Origin of the sequence: Pseudomonas sp. Irchel s3b5 (assembly GCF_900187435.1) — a bacterium.
In the GTDB taxonomy this organism is placed as follows: domain Bacteria; phylum Pseudomonadota; class Gammaproteobacteria; order Pseudomonadales; family Pseudomonadaceae; genus Aquipseudomonas.
This window is the reverse complement of record NZ_FYDY01000001.1, coordinates 333,120-359,405: the sequence shown is the minus strand read 5'-3', so window position 1 is coordinate 359,405 and position 26,286 is coordinate 333,120. Positions and strand designations below refer to the sequence as shown.

The window sequence follows — 26,286 nt, the reverse complement described above, 5'->3', positions numbered from 1 at the left end:
AAAACTACCCTCAGGCCTGCGGAGCTCATTCACTCCTCTGTAGCCCCTGGGTACTAAGCAGGACGCGGTGTTTCAACGGGCGGGGTTGCCTGCCCAGCCCCCTGGTTTACAGCTTATGCCGCGCGGCATACAGGCAGATCATCTCCATCGCCAGCGCGGCCCCGGCAAGCGCAGTAATCTCGGCGTGGTCATAGGGCGGTGCCACTTCGACCACGTCCATGCCGATCAGGTTGATACCGCGCAGACCTCGCAGAATCGCCAAGGCCTGATGGCTCGATAGTCCACCGCAGACCGGCGTCCCCGTGCCTGGGGCAAACGCCGGGTCGAGGCAGTCGATATCGAAGGTGAGATAGACCGGATGGTCGCCAACGCGCGCCCGGATAATCTGCGCAAGTTCCTTGCTAGAGCGATCATGCACTTCGCTGGCATTGAGCACCTGAAAGCCCATGACGTCGTCATTGGTCGTGCGCTGGCCAATCTGGATGGACCGTGCAGGATCCACAAGCCTTTCGCGGACGGCGTGATAGAACATCGAGCCGTGGTCGATACGCTTGTCCTCGCCGTCCGACTCCAGGTCATGGTGCGCATCGAAATGGATCAATGACAGCGGACCATACTTGGCCGCGTGAGCTTGCAGCAGCGGATAGCTGATGAAGTGATCGCCGCCCAGGGTCAGCATCGCAGTATCCGCCGCCAGGATCCGCTCGGCATGGGCCCGGATCGCCGCCGGGGTCTGCGCCGGGGTGCCGTAATCGAAATAGCAGTCGCCATAATCGACACACGCCAGCAGATCGAACGGGTCAAATTCCCAAGGCCAGTGACGCGCCCAGGCGGACTGTACCGATGCTTCGCGGATGGCCCGTGGTCCGAAGCGGCTGCCCGGTCGATTGCTGGTCGCGGTATCGAACGGAATGCCGCTGATGGCGATATCCACGCCACGTAAATCGCGGGTGTAGCGACGCCGCATAAAACTGGTGATACCACCGTAGGTCGGTTCACCGTCGGTGCCATACAGGCTGTCACGCGTCATCGCCTGATCGATTATTGAATTGTCATTTAGCATGGGATTCTCAATGCGGTTTAACTGAAGCAGACCCAGAAATGTGTACGCTCACACAGCGCAATTTACTGTCAGGTTCCTGACTTGAGCTTGGTCCATGCACGGGTGCGAGCGCGTTCTGCACTGGACGGCAGTGGCACCAGCGGGAACAGGGAAGTCTGGATGTCGGCGGCGGGGTAGAGATTGGGGTTGTTGCGGATTTCCGGGCTGACCAGGGCAGTGGCGTCCTTGTTCGGGTTGGGATAACCGACGAAGTCGCTGATCGGGGCGATCACCTGCGGCTGCAGCAAGTAGTTGATGAAGGCATGGGCATCCTCCGGGTTCTTCGCATCCTTGGGGATGGCCAGCACGTCGAACCAGACCGGTGCGCCTTCCTTGGGCAAGCGCATGTCCACCACCACGCCGTTACCGGCCTCCTTGGCGCGATTGGCTGCCTGGGAGAAGCTTCCGGAATAACCCACGGCCACGCAGATGTCACCATTGGCGATATCGGTCATGTACTTGGAGGAGTGGAAGTAGGCGACGTTGGGGCGGATCTTCTTCAGCAGTTCTTCGGCCTTCTCGTAGTCCTTGGCCTGAGTGCTGTTGGGCCGCAGACCCAGGTAGTGAAGGGCGATGGGGATCATATCCGTCGGCGAATCGAGAAGGGCCACGCCGCACTGTTTGAGCTTGGCAATGTTCTCTTCCTTGAAGATCAGGCCCCAGCTGTCCACCGGCGCGTTCTCGCCGAGCGCAGCCTTGACCTTGGCCGGGTTGAAACCGATCAGCACGGTTCCGTACAGGTAAGGCACGGCGAAGCGGTTGCCTGGATCGTTGGCCTCGATCAGCTTCATCAGTTGCGGGTCCAGATGCTTCCAGTTGGGGAGCTTGCTGCGGTCAAGTGGCTGGAAAGCGTTGGCCTGAATCTGCTTGGCGAGGAAACTGTCGGACGGCACCACCACGTCATAGCCGGAGTGGCCGGTAAGCAGTTTGGCCTCCAGGGTTTCGTTGCTGTCGAAGATGTCGTAGACCAGATTTGCGCCATTCTCCTTCTTGAAGTTGTCCAGCGTCTGCGGGGCGACGTAGTCGAACCAGTTGTAGACACGCAGCGTGCGCTCTTGCGCATACGCGTTAGCAGTCAGCAGGCCCAGGCTGCAGAGCGTAGCGAGGAGCGAACGGGGGAGTTTGTGCTTGATCAATTTCTCACCTTTTGAATTATTGTTTTTGGCCTGGCTCCGGATGAATTGTTGCGGTTGCTCGAATTCCAATCAATCTATATAAACTGACAGGAAAATAGGCAGAAAAACTAAACGGTTGGCCCGCATGCCCTTACCTCCGCTCCATGCGTTTCGCGTATTTGAATGTGTTGCAAGGCTGGGCCATGTCGGTGCGGCCGCCGCTGAGCTGCATGTCACCGCCGGGGCTGTCAGTCAGCAGATAAGAGCGTTACAGGGCTCACTCGGCATCGATCTTTTCTACAAGCAGGGCCGCCACTTGGTGCTGACCGAACGAGGCCTGGCGCTACAACGCTCGGTAGCCCGCGGCATCGGCGAGATCACCGAAGGGGTGCGACAGATTTCCGAGGCGTACTTCCAGGAGCCGGTGACGAAAGTCCTGACCGTTTCCACGGAACCGATTTTTGGCGCGGCCTGGCTGATGCCGAAGTTGTTCGCCTTTCGTGCAGAACATCCGCACATTCACCTGCGCGTCATTACTGCCGACGACATCAGCGAGGTGGACTGGCGCAGGGCCGATATCGCCGTGCTCTACGACGCTCCGACGTGGGAGGGGTTCTGGTGGCGGCCACTGCAAAGCCTGCATATGTTTCCCGTCTGCAGCCCGCAATTGCTGCGCGGACCGCGTGCGCTCAAGCAGCCGTCCGACCTTGTTCACCACCGCCTGTTGCATGAGGATGACGGCGCTCAATGGCGGCGCTGGCTACTTGAGGCGCGCTTGCCTTACCCAGGTGATGCCGATGTTCATCTGGAAGATTTCGGCATTGCCCTGCAGGCGGCGCGAGATGGCTATGGTGTTGCACTCAGCGACGAGATCAATTCATTACGCGATTTGGACGAGGGCCGCCTGGTGCAGCCCTTTGCACTGAAAGTGCCGACGGGGATGGATTATTTCTGTATCTGCAACGAAGAGAGTCGCGATGTCCCTGAAATAGCGTTGCTCATCGATTGGCTGATCGAGCAGGCAAAGACAGTCCCGGCCTACCCGTAAGCGTTGTCGGGGCGGTTTAACATTCACGTGGTTCAGCACAAAGCTGAACGACCTTTGGATTTTTAGGCGTCTTGAGCAGCTGCGTTTGACTGGTTGCTGCCTGTTGCGAAGGGCTGCAGCCGGCCCAGAGCAGGCGCTCACGGAACTGGTTCAATGATCGCTATGGTTTCAGCCAGTCAGAATGAAGCTGCGGAAAACGCTCTTGCAGCCACTCAATAAAAACTTGAACCTGTGGCGCCAGATGCGTCCGGCTTGGGTACAGCAATGACACAGGCCGAGGGGCTGGTCGATAGGGCTTTAGAATTTCCACCAAACCGCGACTGGCCAAATGCTTGGCCACGGTGATTCCTGGTGCCTGGATTATTCCGAAGCCCGACACCCCGCACTGAACGTACGCATTCGACTCGGTGACGGTGATGCCGGCGTTACTCACAAACGCGCGATCCTGACCTTTTACCGAGAAATGCCAAGGCAATGTCCTGTTGCTCTGACCGGACAAGAAGTTAACGCCACGATGGGAGGCCAGATCGTCGAGTGTTTCGGGTTCACCATGCTCGTGCAGATACTCGGGCGCTGCACACGTCACCATGGTCGCCATCGCAATAGGGCGAGCAATCAAAGTCGAATCCGGTAGTTCGCCGATACGCAATGCACAGTCGATGCCTTCACCGATCAGATCGACGGCCCGGTCAGTCACACCCAGTACCATGTTGATACCGGGGTAGGAGGCGGTGAATTCTTTAAGGCTTTTGATGAATTCCATTTGCGCGAAAGCGGTCGGAATATCGACGCGAAGTCGGCCTGCGAGCGTTGCTCCGGATCGGTCGAACATCGAGGTCGCAGCAGAAATACCCGCCAGAATTTCCTGTATCCGCTCATAGAACCTCTCGCCTTCGGCGGTGAGTGCCACCTTTCTCGTGGTGCGCTGGAACAGGCGCACACCTAATGACCTCTCCAACTCCTGGATATACCGAGTGACCTGAGGTCGCCCGATGTCCAGCGATTCTGCGGCTTTGGTAAAGCTGCCGAGTTCGGCAAGTACTGCTTCGGCTCGCCATTGCCCGGTGGTTTGGCCGAATACATGATTATCCATGAGGACAGCGCCGTCGGTGCACCTGACAACATGAGCGACGAAGAGGCCGCAACACTTCCTATTGCTGCGCTCACGGCCTGGTATTCGCTGGTGGACTTTGGACAAATCCAGCCGGGCCAGACCGTTGAACTCAATCTGATGCCACTTATCTTTCGCCAGACGACCATTCGCGGTATCGCTGTAGCGCCGCGCTCATCGTTCGACCGGATGAATACGTTCCTCGACGAATACAAGATCCGTCCCGTGATCGACCAGGTATATCCGTTCGAGAAAGCACGAGAAGCTTACGAGCATCTCGCGAGGGGAGCATTTGGAAAGGTTATGATCAAAATCGCTTAATAACTTTGAGGCGCCAATACGGCGCCTTTTTTCGCCTCTCGCAGCAGATTCAACTCCGGAGTCGAGCCGGGCGAGACTCAGACTCCGTCACTGGGTTATAAAATCGCGAATCGCCTGGATGATTTGAGTGGGCGCTTCCTCCATCAGCCAATGTCCTGCGCCCGGAATTACCAGCTCCTTGACGTTGTCTGCGGCATTGCGCATCACGATCGCTTCGTTGTTGCCGAAGGACTTTTCGCCGCCCACGGCCAGCACCGGCATGGTCAGCTTTGTCTTCATAGACGTTTCGTTGTCCACCGCATCCTGGCGAATGCTGCGAAACTGGGCAAAGGCTGCGCGCATGGTGCCAGGGCGGGCATAGAGTTTGGCGTAGTGCTGTCGGGTGGCTTCATCGACCTTGGCACTGTCACCTGCGAACTCGTTCCAAAAACGGTCGAGGTAAATGCGCTCGCGGCCGGCCACCAGACGCTCGGCGTCGGGGCCGCCAAAGTCGAAGTGCCAGAGCATTGGCGAGCGAACAATGTCGTTCCACGGTGGTATACCCGGCACAGGTGCGTCCATCACCACCAACTGATCGGTCAGTTGCGGATAGCGAGAGGCGTAGGCAAAGGCGACCATGGTGCCTATGTCGTGGCCAATGATCACCGCGTTCTCGATGCCCAGCGCCGCCAACACCCCCCGAACGTCGCCCGCCTGGGTTTTCTTGTCGTAGCCTCCCTCCGGAATAGACGATAAGCCCAGGCCGCGGAGGTCAGGCACTACAACGGTGTGATCCTTGGCCAAGTCGGCGGCTAAAGGAGCCCACATATCACCGGTATCGCCGAAGCCGTGCAGCATCACGACAGCTGGCCCTTTGCCGCCCACGCGCACATGGATTTTGGCACCGTCTACTGCGATGTCTTGCGTACGAAACGATGAAGGGAATGGCGTCACTTCAGCAGTCGCTGGAAAGCTGACGGCAACTAGCATGGAAGCGATCAGCAGGGCTCGGATCATCACGGTGTCTCCAAGTGTGTGTAAATGGAGAAGCGTAGACCTATATCCGAAACTCGATTTGCGAAGCTATATGTTTGTTTACTGGATGCGATTTTCCCCGCGAACCTACAGCGATATCATTTTCTTTGAGTGGCCGCTCATCCCCACCACAGTAGGACTCGAGGATCCTGCGGGTGCGATGGTCGGAAATATACAGGTGCGCAATTGTGCAGTCGGTCATTTGCGCCAGCCGGTTCAGCACCTTGCTCCGGTGTGCCGTTGACCAGGCGGACTCATAGATGTCGCCGAGGAGCATTTCAAATTGATCAAGGTCCATGTCGCCTATCCTCGAGATCAAAGCTGTCACTGACCCAACATGACTTGGCAGTATAGGTCTGCTCTCGAGGTGCCTGCCCGCCGGTCCATCTGAAGGGCTGATATCGGGGCAACTTGGTTCGAATCTTCTGATTTCGGGAAGGAAGGGCGCAACTGGCGACGGATCAAGCGCAGGCGCGAAATCATGGTGGCCGATACTCCCACCGTTTGAAGGTTGACTAAATCAGCATGTGTTTACCTTTGGTTATGGCCTGGTTAAACAGCCGCAGCAACACGCCGGAGCTGTGCTCTACAAGGCAGGCACACCATGGTATCCAGGCGTATATTGATAGTGTCGATCCAAAAAGTTGAGGCGATAGTCAATCGTCGGTGGCGTGACTGACCAGAGTGCTGGGGGCGCTGGATATCCCGGAACGTTTGGAGGTGTTACATGAGCCAATATCAACGACTCTTTCTGATAGTCGGTCCCGCCATGCGTCATACCCCGGCGTTGGAGCGAGCTGTCGCCATTGCCGAGGCCACGGGCGCGGCGCTGCACATCACAGTGTTCATCGAAGACTCCCACCTCTTGGAGTTAACGAGTGCGGGTGCGCGTTTTCGTGAGGCCTGTCAGCAAGAGAACGAAAAATGGTTGAAGGATGAAGCCGATCTGATCCGCGGGCGCGGGGTCACGGTGAGTACTGAAGTGCTTGTCACGCGAACCGCGTTGCAAGAAATACTTCGGCATGTGGCAGAAATGCAGCCGGATCTGGTGATCAAGGACGTGCAACACGAGTCTGCGCTTAAACGCGTTTTCATCACGCCCCTGGATTGGCACCTGTTGCGCGAATGTCCAGTGGCGGTGCACTTGGTCAGCGAAGTCAGGTGTCCACTGCCACGGGTGGTCGTGGCGGCAGTCGATCCATCACACCCCGAGACTCAGATCACCGGCATCAACGATCGCATCATCCAGGCGGCGAACGGGTTGTCCATGCAGTGCAACGCGGAGTTGCATCTGTTGCATGCCTACGATCTGTCGCAGACGCATCTATCCGACGCCGGCGCGGGGGCCGTGACGATGCCGGGTTTCAGCAGCGATGTGCGCAAGTCGCTACAAAAGTCATTCAGCGCATTGGCCGACCACTACGGTGTGCCCCTTGAGCGACAACACTTCGTTGAAGGGCCACCGGGCAAAGCGTTGGCCGAGTTTGCAGCCCATCACCGGGCCGATGTGATCGTCATGGGAAATGCCCATCGCAAGGGACTGGGCAAATGGGTGGGCAGTACGACGGAGCATGTGCTGTATCAAGTGCCCTGCAACATTTTCGCCGTTTCGGGTGCTGCAGATCCGTAAGTAAATGGGCGATTAAATGACTCGCCAATAGCGTCGCTGCGATCGAGGCGGGGGGGAGGGACTGCCCTCTGTCCCGCCATCTCCAGGACGACAGCCAATCGACTTCATGGATTAGTCGTTCGTTGCCTCTTTACCTTATATGCGGATAACCATATATTCGCCAAACCGCATATTAGGCGAGACTTCACCTTGACCAGCAAAGCCCATGGCCTCGATATGGCTGAGCCTTTGACACCGACCACTGTTTTCAAATGCCTGGCTGACGACACTCGGGTCCGCACGATGATGCTCATCACCCGTGAAGGTGAACTGTGTGTTTGCGAGCTGACCTGCGCGTTGAACGAGAGTCAGCCCAAAATCTCCAGGCACCTGGCGCAACTGCGCACCTGCGGCCTGTTGTCGGACCGGCGGCAAGGCCAATGGGTGTATTACCGGCTGCACCCGAATCTCCCGGATTGGGTTCATCACGTGCTGACCACTGTGCTGGAAAGCAACAAGCACTGGTTGAGCCTTGATGCCAAACGCCTTGATGACATGGGCGACCGCCCTGAACGCGCAGCCGCGTGCTGTGAAAGCAAAATCACCTGATTCCGCCTTTGACTACGAGACCGCTCGATGAAAATCCTGTTTCTCTGCACTGCCAATAGTTGCCGCAGCATCCTTTGTGAAGCGGTCTTCAATCACTTGGCGCCGGAAGGTATGAAAGCCTGCAGCGCTGGCAGGCAGCCCAAAGGCAAAGTGCATCCGCTGAGTCTAATAACGTTGGAGAAAGGTGGTATTTCGACAGCCGGATTGTTCAGTAAGTCCAGCGATGTCCATGTGAACCTGGCTGCTGATTTCGTCATCACGGTATGTGACAAGGCTGCCGGTGAGGCCTGTCCGGTATTTTTCGGGCCGGCTACCAAGGCGCACTGGGGGTTGGCCGATCCCTCGGAATACCAAGGGGCGCAAGAGGAGATCGAGGCCGCTTTTGAAGCCACCTTGGAGCAGATCAAAAGCCGTATCCAAGCCTTCCTGGCTTTACCGCTTTCCCAACTGAGTGCCGAACAGCTCAAGGCAGAGTTGGCCTTGATTGGCGCGCTGTAATCACAGGAGCAATGATCATGAGTAAAAGCCGCCTTTCCTTCCTGGACCGTTACCTGACGCTGTGGATTGTTCTCGCCATGGCGTTGGGCATCGGTCTGGGGAGTCTGTTCGAAGGCTGGCCGCAGTGGCTCAACAGTCTATCTGTGGGCACCACCAACATCCCCATCGCTATCGGCTTGATCGTGATGATGTATCCGCCTCTGGCCAAGGTTCGTTATGAGGAACTGCCGGAGGTCTTCAAGGACAAGCGCATCCTCGTTTTGTCTTTGGTCCAGAACTGGGTCATCGGACCGGTTTTGATGTTTGCGCTGGCGATCATCTTCCTTCGGGACCAACCGGAATACATGACCGGCTTGATCCTGATCGGCTTGGCTCGTTGCATTGCGATGGTGTTGGTCTGGAACCAGATCGCGGGTGGCAACAATCAGTATGTTGCCGGGCTGGTGGCGTTCAACAGCATCTTCCAGATCCTGTTTTTCAGTGTGTATGCGTGGGTTTTCCTGGGGCTGTTGCCGCCGCTGTTCGGGTTGGAAGGCAGTGTGATTGAGACCAGCTTTGTCAGCATTGCCGAGTCGGTCCTGATCTACCTGGGTGTGCCGTTCCTGGCAGGTTTCCTGACCCGCAAGATCCTCATCGCTCGTAAAGGCGAAGCGTGGTTTCAGGAACGTTTCATTCCCAAGATCAGTCCGCTGACGTTGGTGGCACTGCTGTTGACCATCGTGGCCATGTTCAGTCTCAAGGGTGACGTGGTGCTGCAATTGCCACTCGATGTACTGCGCATCGCGATCCCTCTGACGATCTATTTCGTGGTGATGTTCTTCATCAGCTTCTGGATGGGCAAATTGCTCAAGGCTGACTACCCACGCACCACTGCACTGGCTTTCACAGCCGCAAGCAACAACTTCGAACTGGCGATTGCCGTGGCTATTGCCACCTTCGGCCTAGCTTCCCCGGTCGCCTTCGCCACAGTGATTGGTCCGTTAGTGGAAGTGCCGGTTCTGATTTCCCTGGTCGGTGTTGCCCTTTGGTTGAAACGCCGCTGGTTCAATGAATCCAAGAGCGCCATTGCGCAGGACAAAGACTATGTTTGATGACCACATCCCCCAACTCGATAGCGAACTGGTTGATCTCCCGTCGGCAGACAAACTCGGTATTGAAAAGACCTCCATTCACAAGCCGCGCATTTTGCTGCTGTACGGATCGACCCGTGAACGCTCCTTCAGTCGCCTGCTGGTAGAGGAAGCCGCTCGACTGCTGGAGCACTTCGGCGCCGAGGCGCGGATCTTCAATCCGTCAGGTTTACCGCTGCCAGATGACGCCCCCGACGATCACCCACGAGTGAAGGAGCTGCGCGATTTGGTGTTGTGGTCCGAGGGACAGGTATGGTGCTCTCCAGAACGTCATGGCTCTATGAGCGCGGTGTTCAAAGCGCAGATCGACTGGGTGCCACTCGCGATGGGCGCTGTACGCCCGACTCAGGGCAAAACCCTCGCGGTCATGCAGGTGTGCGGTGGCTCGCAGTCATTCAACGTGGTCAATCAGCTGCGGGTGCTGGGACGTTGGATGCGCATGTTCACTATCCCCAATCAATCCTCCGTACCGAAGGCCTATATGGAATTCGACGACAACGGCAGGATGAAACCTTCTCCGTTCTACGACCGTGTCGTTGACGTGATGGAAGAGTTGGTGAAGTTCACGCTGTTGCTTCGCGACCGCCAAGACTATCTGGTGGATCGTTATTCCGAGCGCAAGGAGTCGGCGGAAGAACTCATGAAACGTGTCAATCAGCGCTCCATCTGAGGATCAGCCGATGCGTCCACGCGGCACTCGGCATCCTGCCCACATCCAATACACCGGCCCGTTCGACAGCCGGTCGAACGCCCACTGACAACAGATACAGAGCACAACCACATGACTATAAAAGTTGGCATCAATGGTTTTGGCCGGATCGGTCGACTCGCTCTGCGAGCGGCCTGGCGCTGGCCAGAGTTCGAATTCGTGCAGATCAATGATCCAGCAGGTGACGCGGCGACTCATGCCCACCTGATCAACTTCGACTCGGTGCATGGCCGCTGGAACAACGAAGCCAGCGCCGAGGGCGACAGCGTCATCATCGACGGTCAACGGATCAAAGTAACGGCCAACAAGGCGATTGCCGACACGGATTGGTCGGGCTGCGATCTGGTGATTGAAGCCAGCGGCAAGATGAAAACCGTCGCAGTGCTTCAGGCTTACCTCGACCAAGGCGTGAAACGAGTGGTGGTCTGCGCGCCGGTCAAGGAGCAAGGCGCCTTGAACGTGGTGATGGGCGTTAACCATCAGCTGTTTGACCCGGCGCAGCACCGCATCGTCACTGCCGCCTCCTGCACCACCAATTGCCTCGCGCCAGTGGTGAAAGTCATCCACGAGAAGCTGGGCATTCGCCACGGTTCCATCACCACCATTCACGACCTGACCAACACCCAAAGCATTCTCGATCAACCGCACAAGGATCTGCGCCGTGCACGTGCTTCAGGCATGAGCCTGATTCCGACCAGCACCGGCTCGGCCACGGCTATTGCCGAAATTTTCCCGGAGCTGCGTGGGCGCCTCAATGGTCACGCCGTGCGCGTGCCGCTGGCCAACGCTTCGCTGACGGACTGTGTCTTTGAAGTCGAGCGTCCCACCACAGTCGAAGAGGTGAATCAGTTCCTCAAGGACGCTTCCGAGAATGAACTGAAAGATATCCTCGGTTTCGAGGAGCGCCCGCTGGTGTCCATCGACTACCGCACCGACCCGCGCTCATCGATCATCGATGCGCTGTCGACCATGGTCATCAACGGCACCCAGGTCAAACTCTATGCCTGGTACGACAACGAGTGGGGCTATGCCAACCGCACTGTCGAGCTGGCCAAAATGGTCGGTCTGGCCGTTTAAGGAGCGGTCATGAAAGCCTTGTCAGCCCTCGCGCCGCAAGTGCGGCAGTACCTGCTCGTGACGTGCAACTACTGGGCCTTCACCCTCACCGACGGCGCCTTGCGCATGTTGGTGGTGCTGCACTTTCACGCGTTGGGCTACAGCCCGCTGCAAATCGCGGCGTTGTTTCTGTTCTACGAACTCTTTGGTGTGATCACCAACCTGGTGGGTGGCTACCTCGGCGCCCGGCTGGGTCTGAACCGAACCATGAACATCGGGCTGGGCCTCCAGGTTGCGGCACTGCTGATGCTCACGGTTCCGGTGGCCTGGCTAACCATCCCCTGGGTGATGGGCGCTCAGGCGGTGTCGGGGATTGCCAAAGACCTGAACAAGATGAGTGCCAAAAGCACGATCAAGCTCCTGGTCCCCGATGGGCAGCAGGGCAAGCTTTACCAGTGGGTGGCGATCCTCACCGGCTCGAAGAATGCACTCAAGGGCGTCGGCTTCTTTCTTGGCGGCGCCTTGCTGGCCTTGATCGGCTTCAAAGGTGCCTTGTTCGCCATGGCGGGCGTGCTGGCGTTGATCTGGATCGGCAGCTTGATCCTGTTGAAGAAGGATCTGGGCAAAGCGAAAGCCAAGCCAAAGTTTCGCGACATTCTCTCCAAGAGCCGGGCGATCAATATCCTCTCGGCGGCGCGCATGTTTCTGTTCGGCGCCCGCGATGTCTGGTTTGTGGTGGCGTTGCCGGTGTACCTGAGCAGTGTCTTCGGCTGGGACTTCTGGAAGGTTGGCGGCTTCCTTGCAGCCTGGGTGATTGGCTACGGCATCGTGCAGTCGTTCGCACCCAACATCACGGGTAAGAAACGTGGGCATGTACCCGATGGTCGTGCGGCATTTCTTTGGGCTCTTGCCCTGGCGGGTCTGCCTGCGGCAATCGCTCTTGGGCTGAACACCGGCCTTTCGCAACAGGCTGTGCTGCTCGGCGGATTGATGGTTTTCGGCGTGCTGTTCGCGGTGAATTCGTCGTTGCACAGTTACTTGATCGTGTCCTATGCCAAGGAAGACGGGGTGTCGCTGGACGTGGGTTTCTATTACATGTCGAACGCGATGGGGCGATTGATCGGCACGGTGCTTTCCGGTTGGGTTTATCAGGTGTATGGACTGCAAGCGTGTTTATGGATATCGAGTGCATTCGTGCTGTTTGCAGCGTTGATTTCGATTGCATTGCCACGTCACGCGCCTAGCAACAATCTACCGTTACCCTGGCGCTAAAAACCCTTCGAGTGAGCTCGCAACTGCGCCGGACTGACGCCAAGGCGTTGCTTGAAGGTGGTCGCCATGTGTGCCTGTGAGTTGAAACCGCAGGTGTGGGCGATTGCCGACAGGCTGGCGGTCGAATCGCGCATCAAGGCACGGGCCTTGGCGAGGCGACGGTCGATCAGGTAGCTGTGGGGGCTTTTGCCTGTTGCGTGCTTGAAGGCCCGGATGAAGTAGCCTTCGGACAATCCAAGCAACTGCGCCATGGCCGGTACACCCAGCGGACTGTCGAGGCCGGCGTCGATGAACTCATCAAGCGTGCGCATCCGGCTACCGGTTATCGAGCCATGGGGTGGCGTCGCCAACGCGTCGCTAGCGTTTACCCGTTCAGACAAAGCAAGCGCCCACGCCTCCCAATCGTCTTCAACCGAGGCCCGCAACAGCGCGCTGCGCATCTGCAGCGCGAGGGTTGTTGCTTGCGGATCGAGGCGATTGTTGAAGGCGCGATCACCCACCAGTGCAATGCCGTCGGTGCGTATCACCCGCAGGTATTCACCGCCCTTGGGCGACTCGGACAAAACATCACACCCAACAGGAACGAACGCCAGGCCATTGGGCATGGCCTCGAAGGGAAGCACTCGGTCACTGCCGATAGCGTGCAGGCCGCGTTGGCTGTCGAAGGCAAAGCCGATCGCCGATTGGGCGGCCACATAACGGGTCGCGTAGGCTGAGGCAGGCAGCAATTCAATCGCCCATGGCCCGGCCTCGATGCGGCGGACCGGTTCAGAGGGCAGCGGTGGTGGCGGATGGTTTCGATGGCTCATAACCGCATAGTAGTGAAGTGGAAGCACAAAAGTCAGGTCAGTTTTTTGAAAGCCGCCACGCGGCAGACGAGTCTAGACTGGGCAAAACTTCAGGGAACCTTCTCATGCACAGACTGACCCGCGACGATATCGAACAAGCTTCTCGCCACGTTTACGAGGTGATGCCTGCCACCGCCCAGTACGCTTGGCCCTTGTTGGCCCAGCGGTTGGGTTGCACGGTGTGGGTCAAGCACGAAAACCACACACCGACGGGTGCTTTCAAGGTGCGCGGCGGCATTACCTTCATGCACTGGCTCAAGCGCGAGCACCCAGACGTGAAAGGCATCGTCACCGCCACTCGCGGCAATCACGGTCAGAGTCTGGCACTGGCGGCGAGCGCCCTGGGATTGAGAGCGTTGATCGTGGTGCCGGAAGGTAACTCGGTCGAAAAGAACAAGGCCATGCGCGGCTTTGGCGGCGAGGTGGTCGAGTATGGCCGTGATTTCGATGAGGCCCGTGAAGAGGCTGCACGCCTGGCGCAAGTGCATGACCTCTACCTGGTTCCGCCATTTCACACCGAACTGGTCAAAGGCGTGGCGACTTATGCGCTGGAGCTGTTCAAGGCCGCGCCGGACCTGGACACGGTCTACGTGCCGATTGGCTGTGGCTCGGGGATTTGTGGCGTGATCGCCGCCCGCGACGCGTTGGGCTTGAGCACAAAGGTGGTGGGTGTGGTGTCCAGCGAGGCGGCGGCCGCAAAGCTATCGTTCGAGGCGGGTAGCCTCCGCGAAACCGCTTCGGCCAATACCTTTGCTGACGGTCTGGCCGTGCGCAAACCCATCCCCGAAGCGTTTGCCGTTTATGCCGCTGGCGCGGCGCGGATCGTCTCGGTCACTGACGCGCAGATCGCCGAGGCCATGTGCGTGTATTACACCGACACCCACAACCTCGCCGAAGGGGCGGGCGCGGCGGCCTTGGCTGCGCTGATCCAGGAGCGTGAAACGATGCAGGGCAAAAAGGTGGGGGTGATTCTGTCCGGGGGAAATGTTGATCGATCGGTCTATGCGACAGTGATTGCGTGATTGAGGCCCCTGATCCTGTGGGCGCGAGCTTGCTCGCGATGGTCAGTAATTCATACCGTCATTGATGTCGATGCCCTGGGCACGCATGGCTTTGATTAAATCGCCACGGGTTCCGGGTAGGTTGAGCATGGTCTTGGCGCGCAATGTCGTGACTTCTTCAGCGGTGTAAGGCTGGTAGTCCGCAGGTCGGCTGCTGCCGGCCATGCCGTCTTCGCGCATCAGCCAGTTGAGCAGGTCGGCAAGTTGCGCGTTGTTCAGCGCCGATTGCGACATGCCGGGAACACGCACGAGGAATTCGCGGCCGCCGGGGACTTTTAGGAAGTTGCCGACAAAGCCCTTCATCCGCGGCGTGTCGTTGGCGGCAGAGCCGCTGCCATCGTCCAGATGGCAACCGGCGCATTGCAACTGGTAATTCACGGTATTGCTGTAACCGGCCTGGGCGATCGGCTTCTGGACTTCTTCGTTACCCGGCGCATGGCCCTGCGCCGGGTTGGGAATGGCACGGGCGAAAGCGAGCGGGGCGGTCAGCGTGCAGACGAGACCGAGGAGTAGCAACGTGCGCATGAAGGGCCTCTCTTGTTGTTGTGGCCGATAAAGAAAAAAGTCAGCTCGAAAGAAATTGCACCCTGTGGCGAGGGAGCTTGCTCCCGCTGGGTTGCGAAGCAGCCCCAAAACCATTTGCCAGAGTTAAGGCAAGCGCAGTTTTGGGAGCGCTGCGCACTCCAGCGGGAGCAAGCTCCCTCGCCACAGTTGACTGTTATTGACCGATAAAAAAACCGCCGATTGCGTGAGCAACCGGCGGAAAGTGCGCGTTTAAACGGCGACGCCGCGGATGACCGAAACAGTGCAGTGATAGATGTGCGATTTGGCGGCCAGGCACCAGTTCACATCGTTGTTGTTGAACGGGCGATAGGCCGGTTCTTCACTGTCGTTACGGGTGCAGGCGCACTGGGCGCAGCTTTGCTTACCGCAGCAGTCGTTGTACGAAATGATGTAGTCCTTGCCGTCGGCCGGGTTGCGGCAGGTGCCGATCCAGGTCACTTGCGAGGCTTCTGTGCCCGGAGGGCAGGACGTCACCGATCCGCCGCAGCAGCTGCACAGAAAGCCGTCGATGGAGCAGTAGCGCCAGTAGTCGCAGCTGTTCGGATCACCCGGATCACCCGCCTGTGCCGGCTCTGCGGCAAGGGCTTTGCTGGTGCGGTCCAGCGGCAGCAGCAGGGGCAGGGCGGCACCGGCGACCATCAGCGAACCCATGCGCGCCAGCAGTTTGCGGCGCGAAGTGGTGTCGGCGACACGGCGGGACGAACGCTCAAACAACAGATCCAGCAGTTTCATAAAGGTCTCCCTGCCTTATCAGTGGCTATGGCCGTGGTCGTGATCGTGGGCGTGCGGTTGCGCATTGAGGTACTGCTGCAGCGTGGCGTGCTTCAAATGCTCGACTTCGAACAGGCTGTCCAGGTGCTCGCGAGAGTTGACCAGGCCTTTGGCGCGCAGGGTGCCGGACTTGTCGATCAGCGCGGCGTACGGCAGCTTGCCGATCTGGTAGGTCATGCCCACTTCCGGGCCGACTACGTAGGTGGCGTCTTCGAGTTTGTGCTCGCGGATCAGCGCTTGCTGGGCATCCATGTCGCCGTCGCTGACGAATACCACGTCGAGCGTACCGGCCTGTTCCTTGGCGATGGATTTGATTGCCGGCAGCAGCGACTTGCAGATCGGGCAGGTCGGCGAGAGGAAGAACAGCAGTTGCGATTTTTCACCGGCATAGCCGAAGTTCACCGGGCGGCCATGACGGTCGGAAGCGGTGACTTGCGGCGCGGCTTCGTTGACGGCCACACCTTTGTCGACCATCAGCGCACCGGCCGGGGCCAGGCGGCCGTGGAGCACGCCAATCTGACGAACCAGGCCCATGACGACAAACGCCACGGCCACCAGCAGCACCCAGAGCAGAACGTTGGAAACTATCAAGCCTTCCATTTGAGTTACCTACCAATCAATTTGAGCAGAAGAGGGGAGTTCGCCAGCAGGCCATCGGCCGCGGCGTAGATGAGCAGTGCCACCGCGGCCGCAGCCAGGGTCACGAAGCCATCGAATATGTTGAGGTCGCGGGCGACCGGCGCCAGGCTGGCAACCAGAGCCAGCGCTACCAGTGCACTGTTGCGCAGCAGCAGGACCTGGCGCAGTGGTTGCGCCTGATCAGGCCCGGCGCAACCGCAGTCGATGTCCGCGCGACCGCGCCACAGGTTGATGCCGATGGCCGCGGCGTACAGCGCCAGCAGGCTGGCGGCGCTTACTGCGGCGTAGCCACGACTGACCGGCACCAGCAGGGCAAACGCGATGGCCAGTTCCATCCATGGAATCAACCGCGCGCTCGGGCGTACCAGCACTTCGGGCAACAGTTGGTAGTCCGCCAATTGCTTCCTGAAGCGGGCCGGTGCGCGCACCTTGTGGGTCGCGGCACTGGCCAGCAACACCGCAATGGCGACGGCGCTGGCAATGATGAAGATCGGATCTATGTGCATGGCCGAACCTCTTAGTAGCTCATGACCTGAGTCGCGGTTTTGGCGACTTTCGGCATGCTGCCCGTGAGCTTGTTGGTCTTCAGGTCGAAGATCTGCAAGCCGCCTTCGACGTCGGTACCGAGCAACAGCGGTTTGTCGTCGCCAGTTGCCTGCATGCTCCACACCGGAACCGGTGCTTCGAGGGTCGCGACTTTCTGGTGAGTCTTGAGATCAAACGCCCAGATCAGCGGGCTCGGGTCTTCCCACTTCATGGCTTCGTGGGCGTCGTGCATCAGCACGTACAAGCGGTTCAGCTTCGGCGACACGGCCATCAGCTGCCAGCCACCCGGGGCCCAATCGGCTTTCTTTTCTTCGTCAGTGATCAGCGACCAGGACGGCAGGATTTTCGGTGCATCACCGGCGAAATCCACCGGGCGCACGGTGCCGGTCGTGGTGGTGAAGTAGTAGGTGTCGCCGACATTGACGGCGCGCTCGACCAGTTTTTCGGCGTTCGGATCAAAGAACGGCGTGCGGCTGCGCGCGGTTTCCTGGCCCTGATCGTTGAGGGTCACCACCTGCAGGCTGCCATCGCCGCACAGCGAGGCGAAGCGGCGGTTGCCGATCGGGTAGTTGAGCACGCAACCGGGGATGGCGATTTCCGTGGTAACGGCCTTGGCCTGGGTGTCGACCACGGTTACCGACGTCGACGGGGTGAAGTTGTAGACGTAGACGAACTTGTCGTCGCCGCTTGTCTTCAGCGCGTAACGTTGGGTCAGCGACTCGGCACGCTTGTTCGGGATCAGCACTTCCCAGGCCGGCGACAGGGTCGAAGTATCCCAGGCGGTCAGCACGTCGGTGCGAGTACCGCGAGTACCGCGCGAATACCAGATATCGGCGGCGAAGAGGGTTTTCTTGTCATGGCTCAGGGCCGATGGTGCGGCGAAACCGGTCGGCACCATGCCGAGAATGCGTTTCTGGTCCGGATCGACAACGGTCACGCGGCCAGCCACGAAGCTGTCGAACTCGACGTCGACAACGAATGCGCGGTGAGCTTCGGGCGGGAACGCCAGAACGGTCTGGCCAATCGTACCGGCGGGCAGATCCGCACGGGCACTGTTCAAACCGAGTACAAGCAGGCTCAGGCCTAGCGCTGACTGTACGGAGATCCTGTTTGTTCGCATAAGGGGAACTTCCTGAATTGTTGGTAACGCGGATCGCGGATGCTTTGGCAGATTTTTACCGTTTGATTCTGCCTTGAGCGGCGACCGGGTGAATTGCGCTGCCTGCCAAGTGTTTGTGTGTCTGTGCCAGTGTCATGAAAGTGGCTGCACAAGCTGATAAGGCGGGGGGCAAAGGAGCATTTGTGGCGAGGGAGCTTGCTCCCGCTCGGCTGCGCAGCAGCCGCAAAACCTGCCAGCAAGGTGTGATTGGGGAAATTCAGGGGCCGCTTCGCGACCCAGCGGGAGCAAGCTCCCTCGCCACAGGGAATGTGTATGTCAAAAAGGGGGGTGTCAGACGAGGGGAAGGGAAAAGCTGAACACCGCGCCACACGGCTCCTGGTTTTGCGCCCAGATATCACCGCGGTGGCGGCCGATGATGTTCTTGCACAGCGCCAGCCCGATCCCGTTGCCGCTGACCTTGGACGAAAAGAAGCCGTCGAACAGTTTCTCTTGCGCCGCGGCCTGAATGCCTCGGCCGCTGTCTTCAATCCGCACCAGCGCCACGCCGTTGTCGGCACTGGCCTGAATGCGCAACAAGCGCCGCTCGGTCGGCAGGTCGGCCATTTCTTCGATGGCATTGAAGGCCAGATTAAGGATTACCTGACCGATCAGCACCTTCTCGCAGCTCACCCGCAGCGGCACGGGCGAGGGCACGATCTCCACGCGCACCAGGCTCGGATCGGCGCGCAGGCTGATGAAGTAGCGGGTTTCACGCAGCAGCTCGTTGAGGTCGACCAGTTCCTCCGATTGCTCAAGCTTGACCACGTAATCACGCACGCTCTTGATAATCACAGAGGCGTGCTCGATTTGCCGCACCGCATTCTGCAAACCCCAGGCCACGCCTTGGTCGGCATCGGCTGATTTGCTCAGGCGAATCACGGCCCCTTCAATAAAGTTACGGGTCGCCGCCAACGGCTGACTCAGTTCATGGGCGATGGCCACGGCCATTTCGCCCATGGCGTTGTAGCGCGCCAGATATTCGATCTTCTGCTCGCTGACCCGCCGTGCTTCTTCTGCCTGCACCTGTTCAGTGACATCGCGGAACAACAGCAGGTGACCGACCAGATCGTCTTCGATCTCGATGTAGCGGCACGTTGCGTGATGCCAGCGCCACTGGCCGTCAAGTCGCTGCACTTTATAGTGGACGCTGAACGGCGCGTGCTCCGGTGTCTCGTTGGCAAGCTGTTGCAGCAAGCGCCGGCGCGAAGCATCGTCGCACCAGGCCAGGAAGTTTTTACCCATCAACTCACGCACTTCACTGTTGAGCAGGAGCGCGCCGGAGTCGCTGATAAAACGGATATCGCCCTCTGGCCCGAGTACGGCCACGCCTTCGGCCAGGTCTTGCATGAAGGCCGTGAGTCGGCTTTCGAACCGTTTGAGGTCGCGCTTGACCTTGTCTTCCTTGGAAATGTCGCGGAACTGCACCATCAGTACATCGCGACCGTCCAGGTGCACCAGCGTCGCCACCGCCTCGGACAGAATCTCCACGCCTTGCTTGGACCGATAGCACCACTCGATGGCCCGTTGGCCCGTGCGCGCGGCGCCCTCCAGCCAGCGCAAACCCACTGAACGGCGGTACTTGGGCGCGTTGCGAGTCATGTCCGGGGCTTTGAGCGGCGTCAGTTCTTCCAGGGTGAAGCCCAGCGCCGCCAGGGCGGCAGCGTTGGCCCAGAGAATTTCCTTGGTGTGCGCATCGTGAAGAATGATGCACAGCGGCATGGCTTCGATCAGCGCATAAAAGTCGTTCGGTTTTGGCAAATACATCGCACAGCCCTTGGCGGCAGAGGGGTCCGACCGGTGAAGTCAGAAGTATGGCTTTTTATACCCGCTCGCGCATGGGGATGCGCTCAGAGGTAACCGGCGTCGAACTAGGGGTTTTCTTTAGCCGGGGGGCTGCACGCACCAATAGTTGCGGCCGGACTCGGTTTTTACACTGGACCGCAATGCAAAGGCTACGAAACGGCTACCTGTAGGAGCGAGCTTGCTCGCGATGGACGTCAACGAAAACGCGTCCTGTCTGAATGACCGCGTTGTTCAGACTTTTTCGCGAGCGAGCTCGCTCCTACAGAAGATACCGGTTCAGCCCACTAACAATAATCAAAATGGAGAATGCCCCATGCTGCGTTCAGCGGTTGCGCAACAAGACGCACTGATTGGCGTTGACGAGAATGTCGTCGACAGCCAAGCCTTTGCGCAGGTACTGGAAGAAGTTCGCCAGCGTCGCAATGAATTCGACGAAGGTTCCCACGTACCCCGGGACATGATCGAGCGTTTCAAACAGGTTGGCATCTATCGCGCCGCCACGCCGAAATGCTTCGGCGGCGACGCCCTGGCACCGGCGCTGTTCCTGGAAATGATCGAACGCATCTCCGAAGCCGACGGCTCGGCGGGCTGGGTGGCCAGCTTCGGCAGCGCCGGTGTTTACCTCGCCGCCTTGCCACGTGAAACCCTGGCTGAGCTCTACGCCGAAAGCCCTGATCTCGTATTCGCTGGCGGCCTGTTCCCCTTGCAACCGGCCGAGGCCGTAGAAGGCGGTTATCAGGTCAACGGCACCTGGAAATTCGCCAGCGGCTGCAAAGGCGCAGACCTGTTGGGCGTTGGCATCGGTGCTGCCGGCGGCAAGCCACGCACCGCAGTGTTTCGTCCGGCGCAGGTCGACATCGTCGAGAACTGGGAAGTGGTCGGCCTCAAAGGCACCGGCAGCCATGACTTGCGCGTGACCGATCAACACGTTGACGAGCGCTGGACCTTCATCCGTGGCGGTGCCTCGACCATCGACGAACCGCTGTTCCGCTACCCGTCGATTGCCTACGCCGCGCAAGTGCTGGCTGTGGTCAACCTCGGTCTGGCCCGTGCGGCCCTCGACGAAATCAGCCGTATGGCGGGCGGCAGCGGCATTACCGGCGCGCCGAAATTGTCCGACCGCGCCTACGTGCGCATCGAGATCGCCAAGGCTGAAGCCAAGCTCAGCGCCGCACGCGGTTTCTTCTACAACGCCACCGAACAGGTGTGGAACTCGATCGTCGCCGGCAACCCGGTCACGCCAGAGCAGACCAGCCTGTTGCGTCTGTCTGCGATTCACGTGTCCCAGGCCGGTGCCGAAGTCGTGCAAAGCGCCTACAGCCTGGCGGGCACCACCGCCATTTACCTGCGCCATCCGCTGCAACGCTACCTGCGCGACTCGATGGTGGTGACCCAGCACGCGTTCCTCAGCGAAGGCCTGTACGACGGCGCCGGCTCGGTGTTCCTCGGCGTCCAGCCGTTCCCGGGCTACATCTGAACCCTATTCATTTTTCACTTTTTCAAGGATCAACAGTATGTCCCAAGCTACCCAGGAACCGTTGCGCGTCGTCTTCTGCATCGGCATTACCCAGAATTTTTTCGACCTGCCGACCGGCGAAGGCCTGAGCGTGTGGAAAGGCTTCAGCCAGATGATGGGCGATCTCGGCGCCATGCCCGGCATTAACGTGCTCGGCGCGATGGATGACGACCGTCTGATGGTCGGCCCGTCCACCACCTCGCCGTGGACCGTGTACATCATGGCCGACGTCGACTGCCACCAGTCGGTGATCGACGCCTGCAACCTGTTCCGCACCACGCCGGTCGGCCAGTACAGCCTGTGGCGCTACGCCAAAATCGAAGCGCGCATCGGTCGCCCGCTGACCATTCCTGATGCGGCCAAGGTGTAAGCCATGAACGAGGCCTTGCTGCAGCGTCTGGCGACGCTTGAAGGGGAGAGTGCCGTGCGCCGCTTGATGGCGTGCTACATGGACCTGTGCGACGTGCCGCGGGCGGCGATTCATCAAAGCCAGTTGGCGCAGTTGTTCACCGAAGATGCGATCTGGGAAGGCCTCGGCAGCCAGACCGCACAGACCTTCGGTCAGCATCAAGGACGTGAAGCAGTGGCGGCGTTTGTCGGCGGTTACCTGCCGCCGTCCGACCACTTCAAGCTGAACCTGCATTACCTCACCAGCGAATCGATTGTGGTCGACGGCAAGGCTGCGCAAGGGCAATGGATCATGCAGCAGGTTTCCACTTACGCCGATGGACGCAACGAGTTGTTCGGCACCCGCCTGAACATCGATTTTCGTTGTGTCGACGGCGTCTGGCTGATCGCGCATTTCCGTACGCAACGGCTGTTCAACACGGAGCTGAATGCATGAGTACGTTCATCAGCGAATTCCTCCTCGGTGGCAACGGCAAACGCGTAGCGATCAAGGATTCCATCGACATCGCCGGGTATCCGACCCGTTCGGGCAGCCGTGCGTTTGCCGATTCACCGGCCGCGACGAAAAACGCCGAAGTGGTTGATGCGATTCTCGACGCTGGCTGGCAGATCGTCGGCAAGACCAACCTGCATGAACTGGCGTTCGGCGTCACCGGCATCAACGACTTCACCGGTACGCCGATCAACCCGCAAGCGCCGGATCGCGTGCCTGGCGGCTCGTCCAGCGGTTCGGCTGCGGCGGTCGCGGCAGGCTTGGCAGACATCGCCATCGGCACCGACACCGGTGGATCGGTGCGGGTGCCGGCGGCGTGCTGTGGGATTGCCGGGCTGAAGCCAACTTATGGCCGTGTCAGCCGTGTCGGTGCCCATCCATTGGAATCGAGCCTCGATTGCGTCGGTCCGTTCGCCAGATCCATGGACGACCTGATTGCCGCGATGCAGGTGATTTGCCCGGGCTTTGAAATGCAGGGCCTGCCGGGTGCCGGTGCCAAAGTCGCCTTTCTGGACGTGGGCTGCGACCCGCACCTGCAAGCTTGCCTGGGTGCCGCTGCCGACCGCGCCGGATGGCGTCGCGGCAACCTGCACCTGAGCGAATTCGAAGCAGCGTTCGCCGCCGGCCTGACCGTGATCAATTTTGAAAACTGGGCGGCCTTCGGTCACCTGACCGGCAAAGGCTTGATCGGCGCTGATGTGGAAACACGTTTGCTGGCGGCTGGCCGTACCACCCGCGAAGAACTGGCCCAGGCCGAAGCCGTGCGCACAGCGTTCACCCAACAAGTGGATGCGGCGCTGGAAGACTTTGCGGTGTTGCTGCTGCCGACGATGCCAACCCTGCCGCCGACTCTCAGCGAAGCCCGCGCCGGCAGCAAAGCCGTAGCCGGTATGACCCCGCTGGTTCGGCCTTTCAACCTCAGCGGCCACCCGGCGCTGACGGTGCCGGTGGAACTCGATTGCGGCGGATTGAACGTCGGCCTGCAAATCGTTGGCCGTAAAGGTCAGGACGAACTGGTCTGCGCCTTCGGTGCGCAGCTGCAACTCAGCATGGCCGGTCAACGACCGGCTGCTAAAACCAAATCATAAAAAGAAGCCATGAGGAGAACCGCATGAGCACTCATGAATATCAGCTGATCGCATCGTCGAAAAGCCCCGAAGACCTGGTCCAGCATGACCGCGTCGACGTCTCGCTGTACAACGACCCGGCGCTGTTCGAAGTCGAGCTGGACAAGATTTTCTACCGCACCTGGGTGTGGGTTGCCCACGAAAGCGAAGTGCGCAACAGCGGCGACTTCAAGACCGCCATGATCGGCCGTCGCCCGGTGATCGTCGTGCGCGACAAGAAGAACAACATCAACGTGCTGGAAAACCGTTGCCGTCACCGTGGCGCCACCGTGTGCGAGAAGCACAAGGGCAACGCCACCGGTTTCACCTGCCCGTACCACAGCTGGTCCTATGGCCTGGACGGCAAGCTGCGTGCGTTGCCGTATCCGGATGGCTACGAAGGCATCCTGGAGAAATCCGAGTTGCCGCTGACCAGCCTGCGCGTCGAAAGCTACGCCGGCATGGTCTTCGCCAGCTACAACGACGAGATCGAACCGCTGGAAGACTTCCTCGGCGGCGCGAAACACTGGATGGACCTGTTCATGAAACAGGGCGCCGGTTACCCGATCAAGACCCAGGGCGAACACAAGTTCAGCTTCAAGGGCAACTGGAAGATCCAGTTGGAAAACACCACCGACGGTTACCACTTCCCGATCGTGCACAAGTCGTTCATGTCGTCGGTGGATGAAGAAACCTCGGAAATGCTCTCGTTCATGACCGACGAACAAGCCGTGACCCACTCCCTGGGCAACGGCCACAGCGTAATGGTCATGGTGCCTGAGCACGTCGATCTCGATCACGACGACGGCACCGAACAGTTGCAGGAGCGTTTCGCACACGTCACTGAAGAGCTGTCGAAAACCCTGCCGGCCGATCAGGTCCGTCGCATCGTGCGCTCGCTGCACGGCGCCGGTTTCAACCTGAACCTGTTCCCGAACGTGGCGATGTCGATGTCGTTCTTCCGCGTACTGCGCCCGGTGTCGGTCACCGAAACCGAGATCCGTCACGTGGCGCTCGGCATGGACGGCGGCCCGGAAATCGCCAACCGCGAACGCATGCGTATCCACGAACACTTCCAGGGCCCGTTCGGTTTCGGCAGCCCTGACGATGCCGAAGCCTGGGACCGCGTACAGCGCGGCTCGTATGCCGGCGTCAACGCACCAATCCTGGTCAACCGCGGCCTGAACCGCGAAATCACCGCTGAAAACGGCGACAAGGTCAGCCACGCCACCGACGAAGGCGGCATGCGCGGTGCCTACGACATGTGGAAAAGGATGATGAGCCAATGAGCAATCACGACACCCTGAACGGTTTTTCCGGCCAGTTGGCCCAGGCCATCGAATTCATCTGGCGCGAAGCCGAACTGCTCGACCACAAGAACTACGCCGAATGGGCGACCTTGTGGAGCGAAAGCGGCAAGTACATCGTGCCGATCGATCCGGACACCGAAGATTTCGAAGCGACCCTGAACTACGCCTACGACGATGCGCGCATGCGTGATCTGCGCATCGAACGCCTGACCGCCGGCTACTCGCCGTCGGCCGTCGACGCGGCGAAGACCATTCGCACCATCTCGCGTTTCCGCCTGGTGGAAGCGGCGGGCGACATCGTCGAAGTCAACTCGGCGCAGTTGCTGTACGCCTACAAGCGCGGCGTGCACACGCCGTTCGTGGCCGACCTGAACCACCGCATTCGTTTCACCGATGGCGTGCCGACCCTGGAGCGCAAAGTGGTGCGGCTGATCAACTCCACAGACAGCCTGAGCGCGCTCGGATTTCTTTTGTGAGGACAACATCATGAGTCGAGTAGCCCTTGTAACGGGTGCCTCGCGCGGACTGGGCGAGTGCATCGCCCGTCGTCTGCACGCAGCGGGTTATCGCGTCGGCCTGGCGGATGTGCGCCTGGATGGCGTGCAGCAACTGGCCGCCGAACTGGATGGCAGCGGCGCTACCGCTGTCGCCATCGAGCTGGATGTGCGCAGCAAAGCCGACTTCCAGCGTGCTCGCGACCTGCTCACTGAGCAGTGGGGCGGCACCGACATTCTGGTGAACAACGCCGGTGTGTCGAAAGTCGCGGCGCTGATGGACATCACGCCGGAAGAGTTCGACGAGTCGATGGCGATCAACCTGCGCGGCACTTTTGTCGCCTGCCAGGTGTTCGGCGCGCACTTTGCCGAGCGTGGCTTCGGTCGCATCGTCAACATCGCGTCGCTGGCCGGGCAGAACGGCGGCACCGCCACCGGCGCGCATTACGCGGCAGCCAAGGGTGGCGTAGCGACGCTGACCAAGGTCTTCGCCCGCGAGCTGACACCGCAAGGGGTGACGGTCAACAGCATCTCCCCAGGTCCGCTGGATTTGCCGATAGTGCGCGAAAGTGTGGCCCCGGAGCGCCTGGAGCAGATCCTGAAAATGATCCCGTCCGGCACCCTCGGCGACCCGACGTTCATCGCCGACAGCGTATTGCTGCTGATCGCCGACAACGCGAACTCCGTAAGCGGCGCGTGCCTGGACGTCAACGGCGGCCTGTTCATGCGCTAATCGCTGGCCATGGATTTCATGGCCGGACAAATAACCCTGTAGGAGCCGGCTTGCCGGCGATGGCGCCCGGATTGGCGATGCAGTAATCAAGACCGCCATCGCCGGCAAGCCAGCTCCTACAAGGGCCCGGGATGAGTGAGATTTGTGGCAGATGGGCCCTCTGTAGGAGCCGGCTTGCCGGCGATGGCGCCCGGATTGGCGATGCAGTAATCAAGACCGCCATCGCCGGCAAGCCAGCTCC

General features: G+C 59.7%; 28 protein-coding genes and 1 pseudogene. 17 read left to right on the top strand and 12 right to left on the bottom strand.

The window, feature by feature from the left end:
* Positions 1-106: 106 nt before the first annotated feature.
* Entirely contained in the window at positions 107-1,063 is a 957-nt protein-coding gene (gene speB / locus CKW15_RS01545) for an agmatinase (protein WP_095151390.1), read from the bottom strand.
* Positions 1,064-1,131: 68 nt separating this feature from the next.
* Complete coding sequence (locus CKW15_RS01540) at positions 1,132-2,190, bottom strand: polyamine ABC transporter substrate-binding protein (protein ID WP_256583044.1); 1,059 nt, start codon at positions 2,188-2,190, stop codon at positions 1,132-1,134.
* A 172-nt stretch (positions 2,191-2,362) separates the two neighbouring features.
* On the opposite strand from CKW15_RS01540, the gene CKW15_RS01535 reads away from it, so the two are divergent.
* Positions 2,363-3,265: a LysR substrate-binding domain-containing protein gene (locus tag CKW15_RS01535; RefSeq protein WP_095056750.1), complete on the top strand. Its 903-nt coding sequence runs from the start codon at positions 2,363-2,365 to the stop codon at positions 3,263-3,265.
* A gap of 160 nt (positions 3,266-3,425) precedes the next feature.
* Here the strand turns inward: CKW15_RS01535 and CKW15_RS01530 are convergent, their stop codons facing one another.
* The gene (locus tag CKW15_RS01530) at positions 3,426-4,358 is read right to left on the bottom strand and encodes a LysR family transcriptional regulator (RefSeq protein WP_095151389.1); all 933 of its coding nucleotides are present in this window, start codon (positions 4,356-4,358) and stop codon (positions 3,426-3,428) included.
* Between CKW15_RS01530 and CKW15_RS01525 the strand changes: the two are divergent.
* A pseudogene (locus CKW15_RS01525) lies at positions 4,305-4,697 on the top strand (zinc-binding dehydrogenase); the annotation flags it as partial. The gene CKW15_RS01530 and the pseudogene CKW15_RS01525 sit on opposite strands and share 54 nt — an antisense overlap.
* Before the next feature lie 87 nt (positions 4,698-4,784).
* Here CKW15_RS01525 and CKW15_RS01520 read toward each other — a convergent pair.
* Entirely contained in the window at positions 4,785-5,693 is a 909-nt protein-coding gene (locus tag CKW15_RS01520) for an alpha/beta fold hydrolase (RefSeq protein WP_095151388.1), read from the bottom strand.
* A gap of 40 nt (positions 5,694-5,733) precedes the next feature.
* A complete protein-coding gene (locus tag CKW15_RS01515) occupies positions 5,734-6,009 on the bottom strand; it encodes a hypothetical protein (protein ID WP_095056747.1) in 276 nt (91 codons plus the stop codon).
* Between the two features lie 429 nt (positions 6,010-6,438).
* Here CKW15_RS01515 and CKW15_RS01510 point away from each other — a divergent pair, with 429 nt between their 5' ends.
* From CKW15_RS01510 to arsJ, 7 genes are all read left to right on the top strand, one after another.
* The gene (locus CKW15_RS01510) at positions 6,439-7,341 is read left to right on the top strand and encodes a universal stress protein (protein ID WP_095056746.1); all 903 of its coding nucleotides are present in this window, start codon (positions 6,439-6,441) and stop codon (positions 7,339-7,341) included.
* A gap of 216 nt (positions 7,342-7,557) precedes the next feature.
* The gene (locus CKW15_RS01505; protein WP_095151466.1) at positions 7,558-7,929 is read left to right on the top strand and encodes a metalloregulator ArsR/SmtB family transcription factor; all 372 of its coding nucleotides are present in this window, start codon (positions 7,558-7,560) and stop codon (positions 7,927-7,929) included.
* Positions 7,930-7,956: 27 nt separating this feature from the next.
* A complete protein-coding gene (locus tag CKW15_RS01500; RefSeq protein WP_095151387.1) occupies positions 7,957-8,427 on the top strand; it encodes an arsenate reductase ArsC in 471 nt (156 codons plus the stop codon).
* A 17-nt stretch (positions 8,428-8,444) separates the two neighbouring features.
* Positions 8,445-9,518 carry an ACR3 family arsenite efflux transporter gene (gene arsB, locus CKW15_RS01495; protein WP_095151386.1) on the top strand — a complete coding sequence of 358 codons (1,074 nt, stop codon included), beginning with the start codon at positions 8,445-8,447 and terminating at the stop codon, positions 9,516-9,518.
* Positions 9,511-10,227 (top strand): arsenical resistance protein ArsH, encoded by a 717-nt coding sequence (gene arsH / locus CKW15_RS01490; RefSeq protein ID WP_095151385.1) that lies wholly within the window; start codon positions 9,511-9,513, stop codon positions 10,225-10,227. The genes arsB and arsH overlap by 8 nt, the downstream gene beginning before the upstream one ends.
* Before the next feature lie 111 nt (positions 10,228-10,338).
* Complete coding sequence (locus CKW15_RS01485) at positions 10,339-11,343, top strand: ArsJ-associated glyceraldehyde-3-phosphate dehydrogenase (protein WP_095151384.1); 1,005 nt, start codon at positions 10,339-10,341, stop codon at positions 11,341-11,343.
* 9 nt (positions 11,344-11,352) lie between these two features.
* The gene (arsJ, locus tag CKW15_RS01480) at positions 11,353-12,594 is read left to right on the top strand and encodes an organoarsenical effux MFS transporter ArsJ (RefSeq protein ID WP_095151383.1); all 1,242 of its coding nucleotides are present in this window, start codon (positions 11,353-11,355) and stop codon (positions 12,592-12,594) included.
* On the opposite strand, the gene CKW15_RS01475 is transcribed toward arsJ, so the two are convergent.
* Positions 12,591-13,403 (bottom strand): helix-turn-helix transcriptional regulator, encoded by an 813-nt coding sequence (locus CKW15_RS01475; protein ID WP_095151382.1) that lies wholly within the window; start codon positions 13,401-13,403, stop codon positions 12,591-12,593. The genes arsJ and CKW15_RS01475 overlap by 4 nt on opposite strands.
* Positions 13,404-13,507: 104 nt before the next feature.
* Here CKW15_RS01475 and CKW15_RS01470 point away from each other — a divergent pair, with 104 nt between their 5' ends.
* On the top strand, positions 13,508-14,464 hold the full coding sequence (locus CKW15_RS01470) for a threonine dehydratase (protein ID WP_095151381.1): 957 nt from the start codon (positions 13,508-13,510) through the stop codon (positions 14,462-14,464).
* A gap of 42 nt (positions 14,465-14,506) precedes the next feature.
* Here CKW15_RS01470 and CKW15_RS01465 read toward each other — a convergent pair whose 3' ends face one another.
* From CKW15_RS01465 to CKW15_RS01440, 6 genes are all read right to left on the bottom strand, one after another.
* Complete coding sequence (locus CKW15_RS01465; protein ID WP_095151380.1) at positions 14,507-15,028, bottom strand: cytochrome C; 522 nt, start codon at positions 15,026-15,028, stop codon at positions 14,507-14,509.
* Positions 15,029-15,277: 249 nt separating this feature from the next.
* Positions 15,278-15,799, bottom strand: coding sequence for a methylamine dehydrogenase light chain (locus CKW15_RS01460; RefSeq protein WP_008050506.1), 522 nt, complete (start codon positions 15,797-15,799; stop codon positions 15,278-15,280).
* A gap of 18 nt (positions 15,800-15,817) precedes the next feature.
* The gene (gene mauD / locus CKW15_RS01455) at positions 15,818-16,438 is read right to left on the bottom strand and encodes a methylamine dehydrogenase accessory protein MauD (RefSeq protein WP_095151379.1); all 621 of its coding nucleotides are present in this window, start codon (positions 16,436-16,438) and stop codon (positions 15,818-15,820) included.
* Positions 16,439-16,443: 5 nt separating this feature from the next.
* The gene (locus CKW15_RS01450; protein ID WP_095151378.1) at positions 16,444-16,983 is read right to left on the bottom strand and encodes a MauE/DoxX family redox-associated membrane protein; all 540 of its coding nucleotides are present in this window, start codon (positions 16,981-16,983) and stop codon (positions 16,444-16,446) included.
* 11 nt (positions 16,984-16,994) lie between these two features.
* Positions 16,995-18,143, bottom strand: a complete 1,149-nt coding sequence (locus tag CKW15_RS01445) for an amine dehydrogenase large subunit (protein ID WP_095151377.1) — start codon at positions 18,141-18,143, stop codon at positions 16,995-16,997.
* A gap of 330 nt (positions 18,144-18,473) precedes the next feature.
* Complete coding sequence (locus tag CKW15_RS01440) at positions 18,474-19,946, bottom strand: sensor histidine kinase (RefSeq protein WP_095151376.1); 1,473 nt, start codon at positions 19,944-19,946, stop codon at positions 18,474-18,476.
* Positions 19,947-20,298: 352 nt separating this feature from the next.
* Here CKW15_RS01440 and CKW15_RS01435 point away from each other — a divergent pair, with 352 nt between their 5' ends.
* Genes CKW15_RS01435 through CKW15_RS01405 form a run of 7 tightly spaced genes read left to right on the top strand, consistent with a single transcriptional unit; the run spans position 20,299 to position 26,045 of the window.
* Positions 20,299-21,462, top strand: coding sequence for an acyl-CoA dehydrogenase family protein (locus CKW15_RS01435; RefSeq protein ID WP_095056736.1), 1,164 nt, complete (start codon positions 20,299-20,301; stop codon positions 21,460-21,462).
* A 37-nt stretch (positions 21,463-21,499) separates the two neighbouring features.
* Positions 21,500-21,871, top strand: a complete 372-nt coding sequence (locus CKW15_RS01430) for a hypothetical protein (protein WP_053161170.1) — start codon at positions 21,500-21,502, stop codon at positions 21,869-21,871.
* 3 nt (positions 21,872-21,874) lie between these two features.
* Complete coding sequence (locus CKW15_RS01425; protein WP_095151375.1) at positions 21,875-22,345, top strand: nuclear transport factor 2 family protein; 471 nt, start codon at positions 21,875-21,877, stop codon at positions 22,343-22,345.
* Complete coding sequence (locus CKW15_RS01420; protein WP_095151374.1) at positions 22,342-23,490, top strand: amidase; 1,149 nt, start codon at positions 22,342-22,344, stop codon at positions 23,488-23,490. Before CKW15_RS01425 ends, CKW15_RS01420 begins: the two co-directional genes overlap by 4 nt.
* A gap of 23 nt (positions 23,491-23,513) precedes the next feature.
* The gene (locus CKW15_RS01415; RefSeq protein WP_095151373.1) at positions 23,514-24,797 is read left to right on the top strand and encodes a Rieske 2Fe-2S domain-containing protein; all 1,284 of its coding nucleotides are present in this window, start codon (positions 23,514-23,516) and stop codon (positions 24,795-24,797) included.
* Entirely contained in the window at positions 24,794-25,294 is a 501-nt protein-coding gene (locus CKW15_RS01410) for an aromatic-ring-hydroxylating dioxygenase subunit beta (RefSeq protein WP_095151372.1), read from the top strand. Before CKW15_RS01415 ends, CKW15_RS01410 begins: the two co-directional genes overlap by 4 nt.
* Positions 25,295-25,304: 10 nt before the next feature.
* Positions 25,305-26,045, top strand: coding sequence for an SDR family NAD(P)-dependent oxidoreductase (locus CKW15_RS01405; protein WP_095151371.1), 741 nt, complete (start codon positions 25,305-25,307; stop codon positions 26,043-26,045).
* The last annotated feature ends 241 nt before the right edge of the window (positions 26,046-26,286 follow it).

What these genes read in the sequence shown, in the direction of transcription:
- CKW15_RS01425 (WP_095151375.1), top strand. Translation starts at nt 21,875, where the DNA reads ATGAACGAGGCCTTGCTGCAGCGTCTGGCGACGCTTGAAGGGGAGAGT.
- CKW15_RS01520 (WP_095151388.1), bottom strand. Translation starts at nt 5,693, where the DNA reads ATGATCCGAGCCCTGCTGATCGCTTCCATGCTAGTTGCCGTCAGCTTT.
- arsH (WP_095151385.1), top strand. Translation starts at nt 9,511, where the DNA reads ATGTTTGATGACCACATCCCCCAACTCGATAGCGAACTGGTTGATCTC.
- arsB (WP_095151386.1), top strand. Translation starts at nt 8,445, where the DNA reads ATGAGTAAAAGCCGCCTTTCCTTCCTGGACCGTTACCTGACGCTGTGG.
- CKW15_RS01475 (WP_095151382.1), bottom strand. Translation starts at nt 13,403, where the DNA reads ATGAGCCATCGAAACCATCCGCCACCACCGCTGCCCTCTGAACCGGTC.
- arsJ (WP_095151383.1), top strand. Translation starts at nt 11,353, where the DNA reads ATGAAAGCCTTGTCAGCCCTCGCGCCGCAAGTGCGGCAGTACCTGCTC.
- CKW15_RS01515 (WP_095056747.1), bottom strand. Translation starts at nt 6,009, where the DNA reads ATGGACCTTGATCAATTTGAAATGCTCCTCGGCGACATCTATGAGTCC.
- CKW15_RS01435 (WP_095056736.1), top strand. Translation starts at nt 20,299, where the DNA reads ATGCTGCGTTCAGCGGTTGCGCAACAAGACGCACTGATTGGCGTTGAC.
- CKW15_RS01500 (WP_095151387.1), top strand. Translation starts at nt 7,957, where the DNA reads ATGAAAATCCTGTTTCTCTGCACTGCCAATAGTTGCCGCAGCATCCTT.
- CKW15_RS01420 (WP_095151374.1), top strand. Translation starts at nt 22,342, where the DNA reads ATGAGTACGTTCATCAGCGAATTCCTCCTCGGTGGCAACGGCAAACGC.
- speB (WP_095151390.1), bottom strand. Translation starts at nt 1,063, where the DNA reads ATGCTAAATGACAATTCAATAATCGATCAGGCGATGACGCGTGACAGC.
- CKW15_RS01410 (WP_095151372.1), top strand. Translation starts at nt 24,794, where the DNA reads ATGAGCAATCACGACACCCTGAACGGTTTTTCCGGCCAGTTGGCCCAG.
- CKW15_RS01465 (WP_095151380.1), bottom strand. Translation starts at nt 15,028, where the DNA reads ATGCGCACGTTGCTACTCCTCGGTCTCGTCTGCACGCTGACCGCCCCG.
- CKW15_RS01430 (WP_053161170.1), top strand. Translation starts at nt 21,500, where the DNA reads ATGTCCCAAGCTACCCAGGAACCGTTGCGCGTCGTCTTCTGCATCGGC.
- CKW15_RS01450 (WP_095151378.1), bottom strand. Translation starts at nt 16,983, where the DNA reads ATGCACATAGATCCGATCTTCATCATTGCCAGCGCCGTCGCCATTGCG.
- CKW15_RS01460 (WP_008050506.1), bottom strand. Translation starts at nt 15,799, where the DNA reads ATGAAACTGCTGGATCTGTTGTTTGAGCGTTCGTCCCGCCGTGTCGCC.
- CKW15_RS01440 (WP_095151376.1), bottom strand. Translation starts at nt 19,946, where the DNA reads ATGTATTTGCCAAAACCGAACGACTTTTATGCGCTGATCGAAGCCATG.
- mauD (WP_095151379.1), bottom strand. Translation starts at nt 16,438, where the DNA reads ATGGAAGGCTTGATAGTTTCCAACGTTCTGCTCTGGGTGCTGCTGGTG.
- CKW15_RS01530 (WP_095151389.1), bottom strand. Translation starts at nt 4,358, where the DNA reads ATGGATAATCATGTATTCGGCCAAACCACCGGGCAATGGCGAGCCGAA.
- CKW15_RS01535 (WP_095056750.1), top strand. Translation starts at nt 2,363, where the DNA reads ATGCCCTTACCTCCGCTCCATGCGTTTCGCGTATTTGAATGTGTTGCA.
- CKW15_RS01405 (WP_095151371.1), top strand. Translation starts at nt 25,305, where the DNA reads ATGAGTCGAGTAGCCCTTGTAACGGGTGCCTCGCGCGGACTGGGCGAG.
- CKW15_RS01445 (WP_095151377.1), bottom strand. Translation starts at nt 18,143, where the DNA reads ATGCGAACAAACAGGATCTCCGTACAGTCAGCGCTAGGCCTGAGCCTG.
- CKW15_RS01415 (WP_095151373.1), top strand. Translation starts at nt 23,514, where the DNA reads ATGAGCACTCATGAATATCAGCTGATCGCATCGTCGAAAAGCCCCGAA.
- CKW15_RS01470 (WP_095151381.1), top strand. Translation starts at nt 13,508, where the DNA reads ATGCACAGACTGACCCGCGACGATATCGAACAAGCTTCTCGCCACGTT.
- CKW15_RS01485 (WP_095151384.1), top strand. Translation starts at nt 10,339, where the DNA reads ATGACTATAAAAGTTGGCATCAATGGTTTTGGCCGGATCGGTCGACTC.
- CKW15_RS01505 (WP_095151466.1), top strand. Translation starts at nt 7,558, where the DNA reads ATGGCTGAGCCTTTGACACCGACCACTGTTTTCAAATGCCTGGCTGAC.
- CKW15_RS01510 (WP_095056746.1), top strand. Translation starts at nt 6,439, where the DNA reads ATGAGCCAATATCAACGACTCTTTCTGATAGTCGGTCCCGCCATGCGT.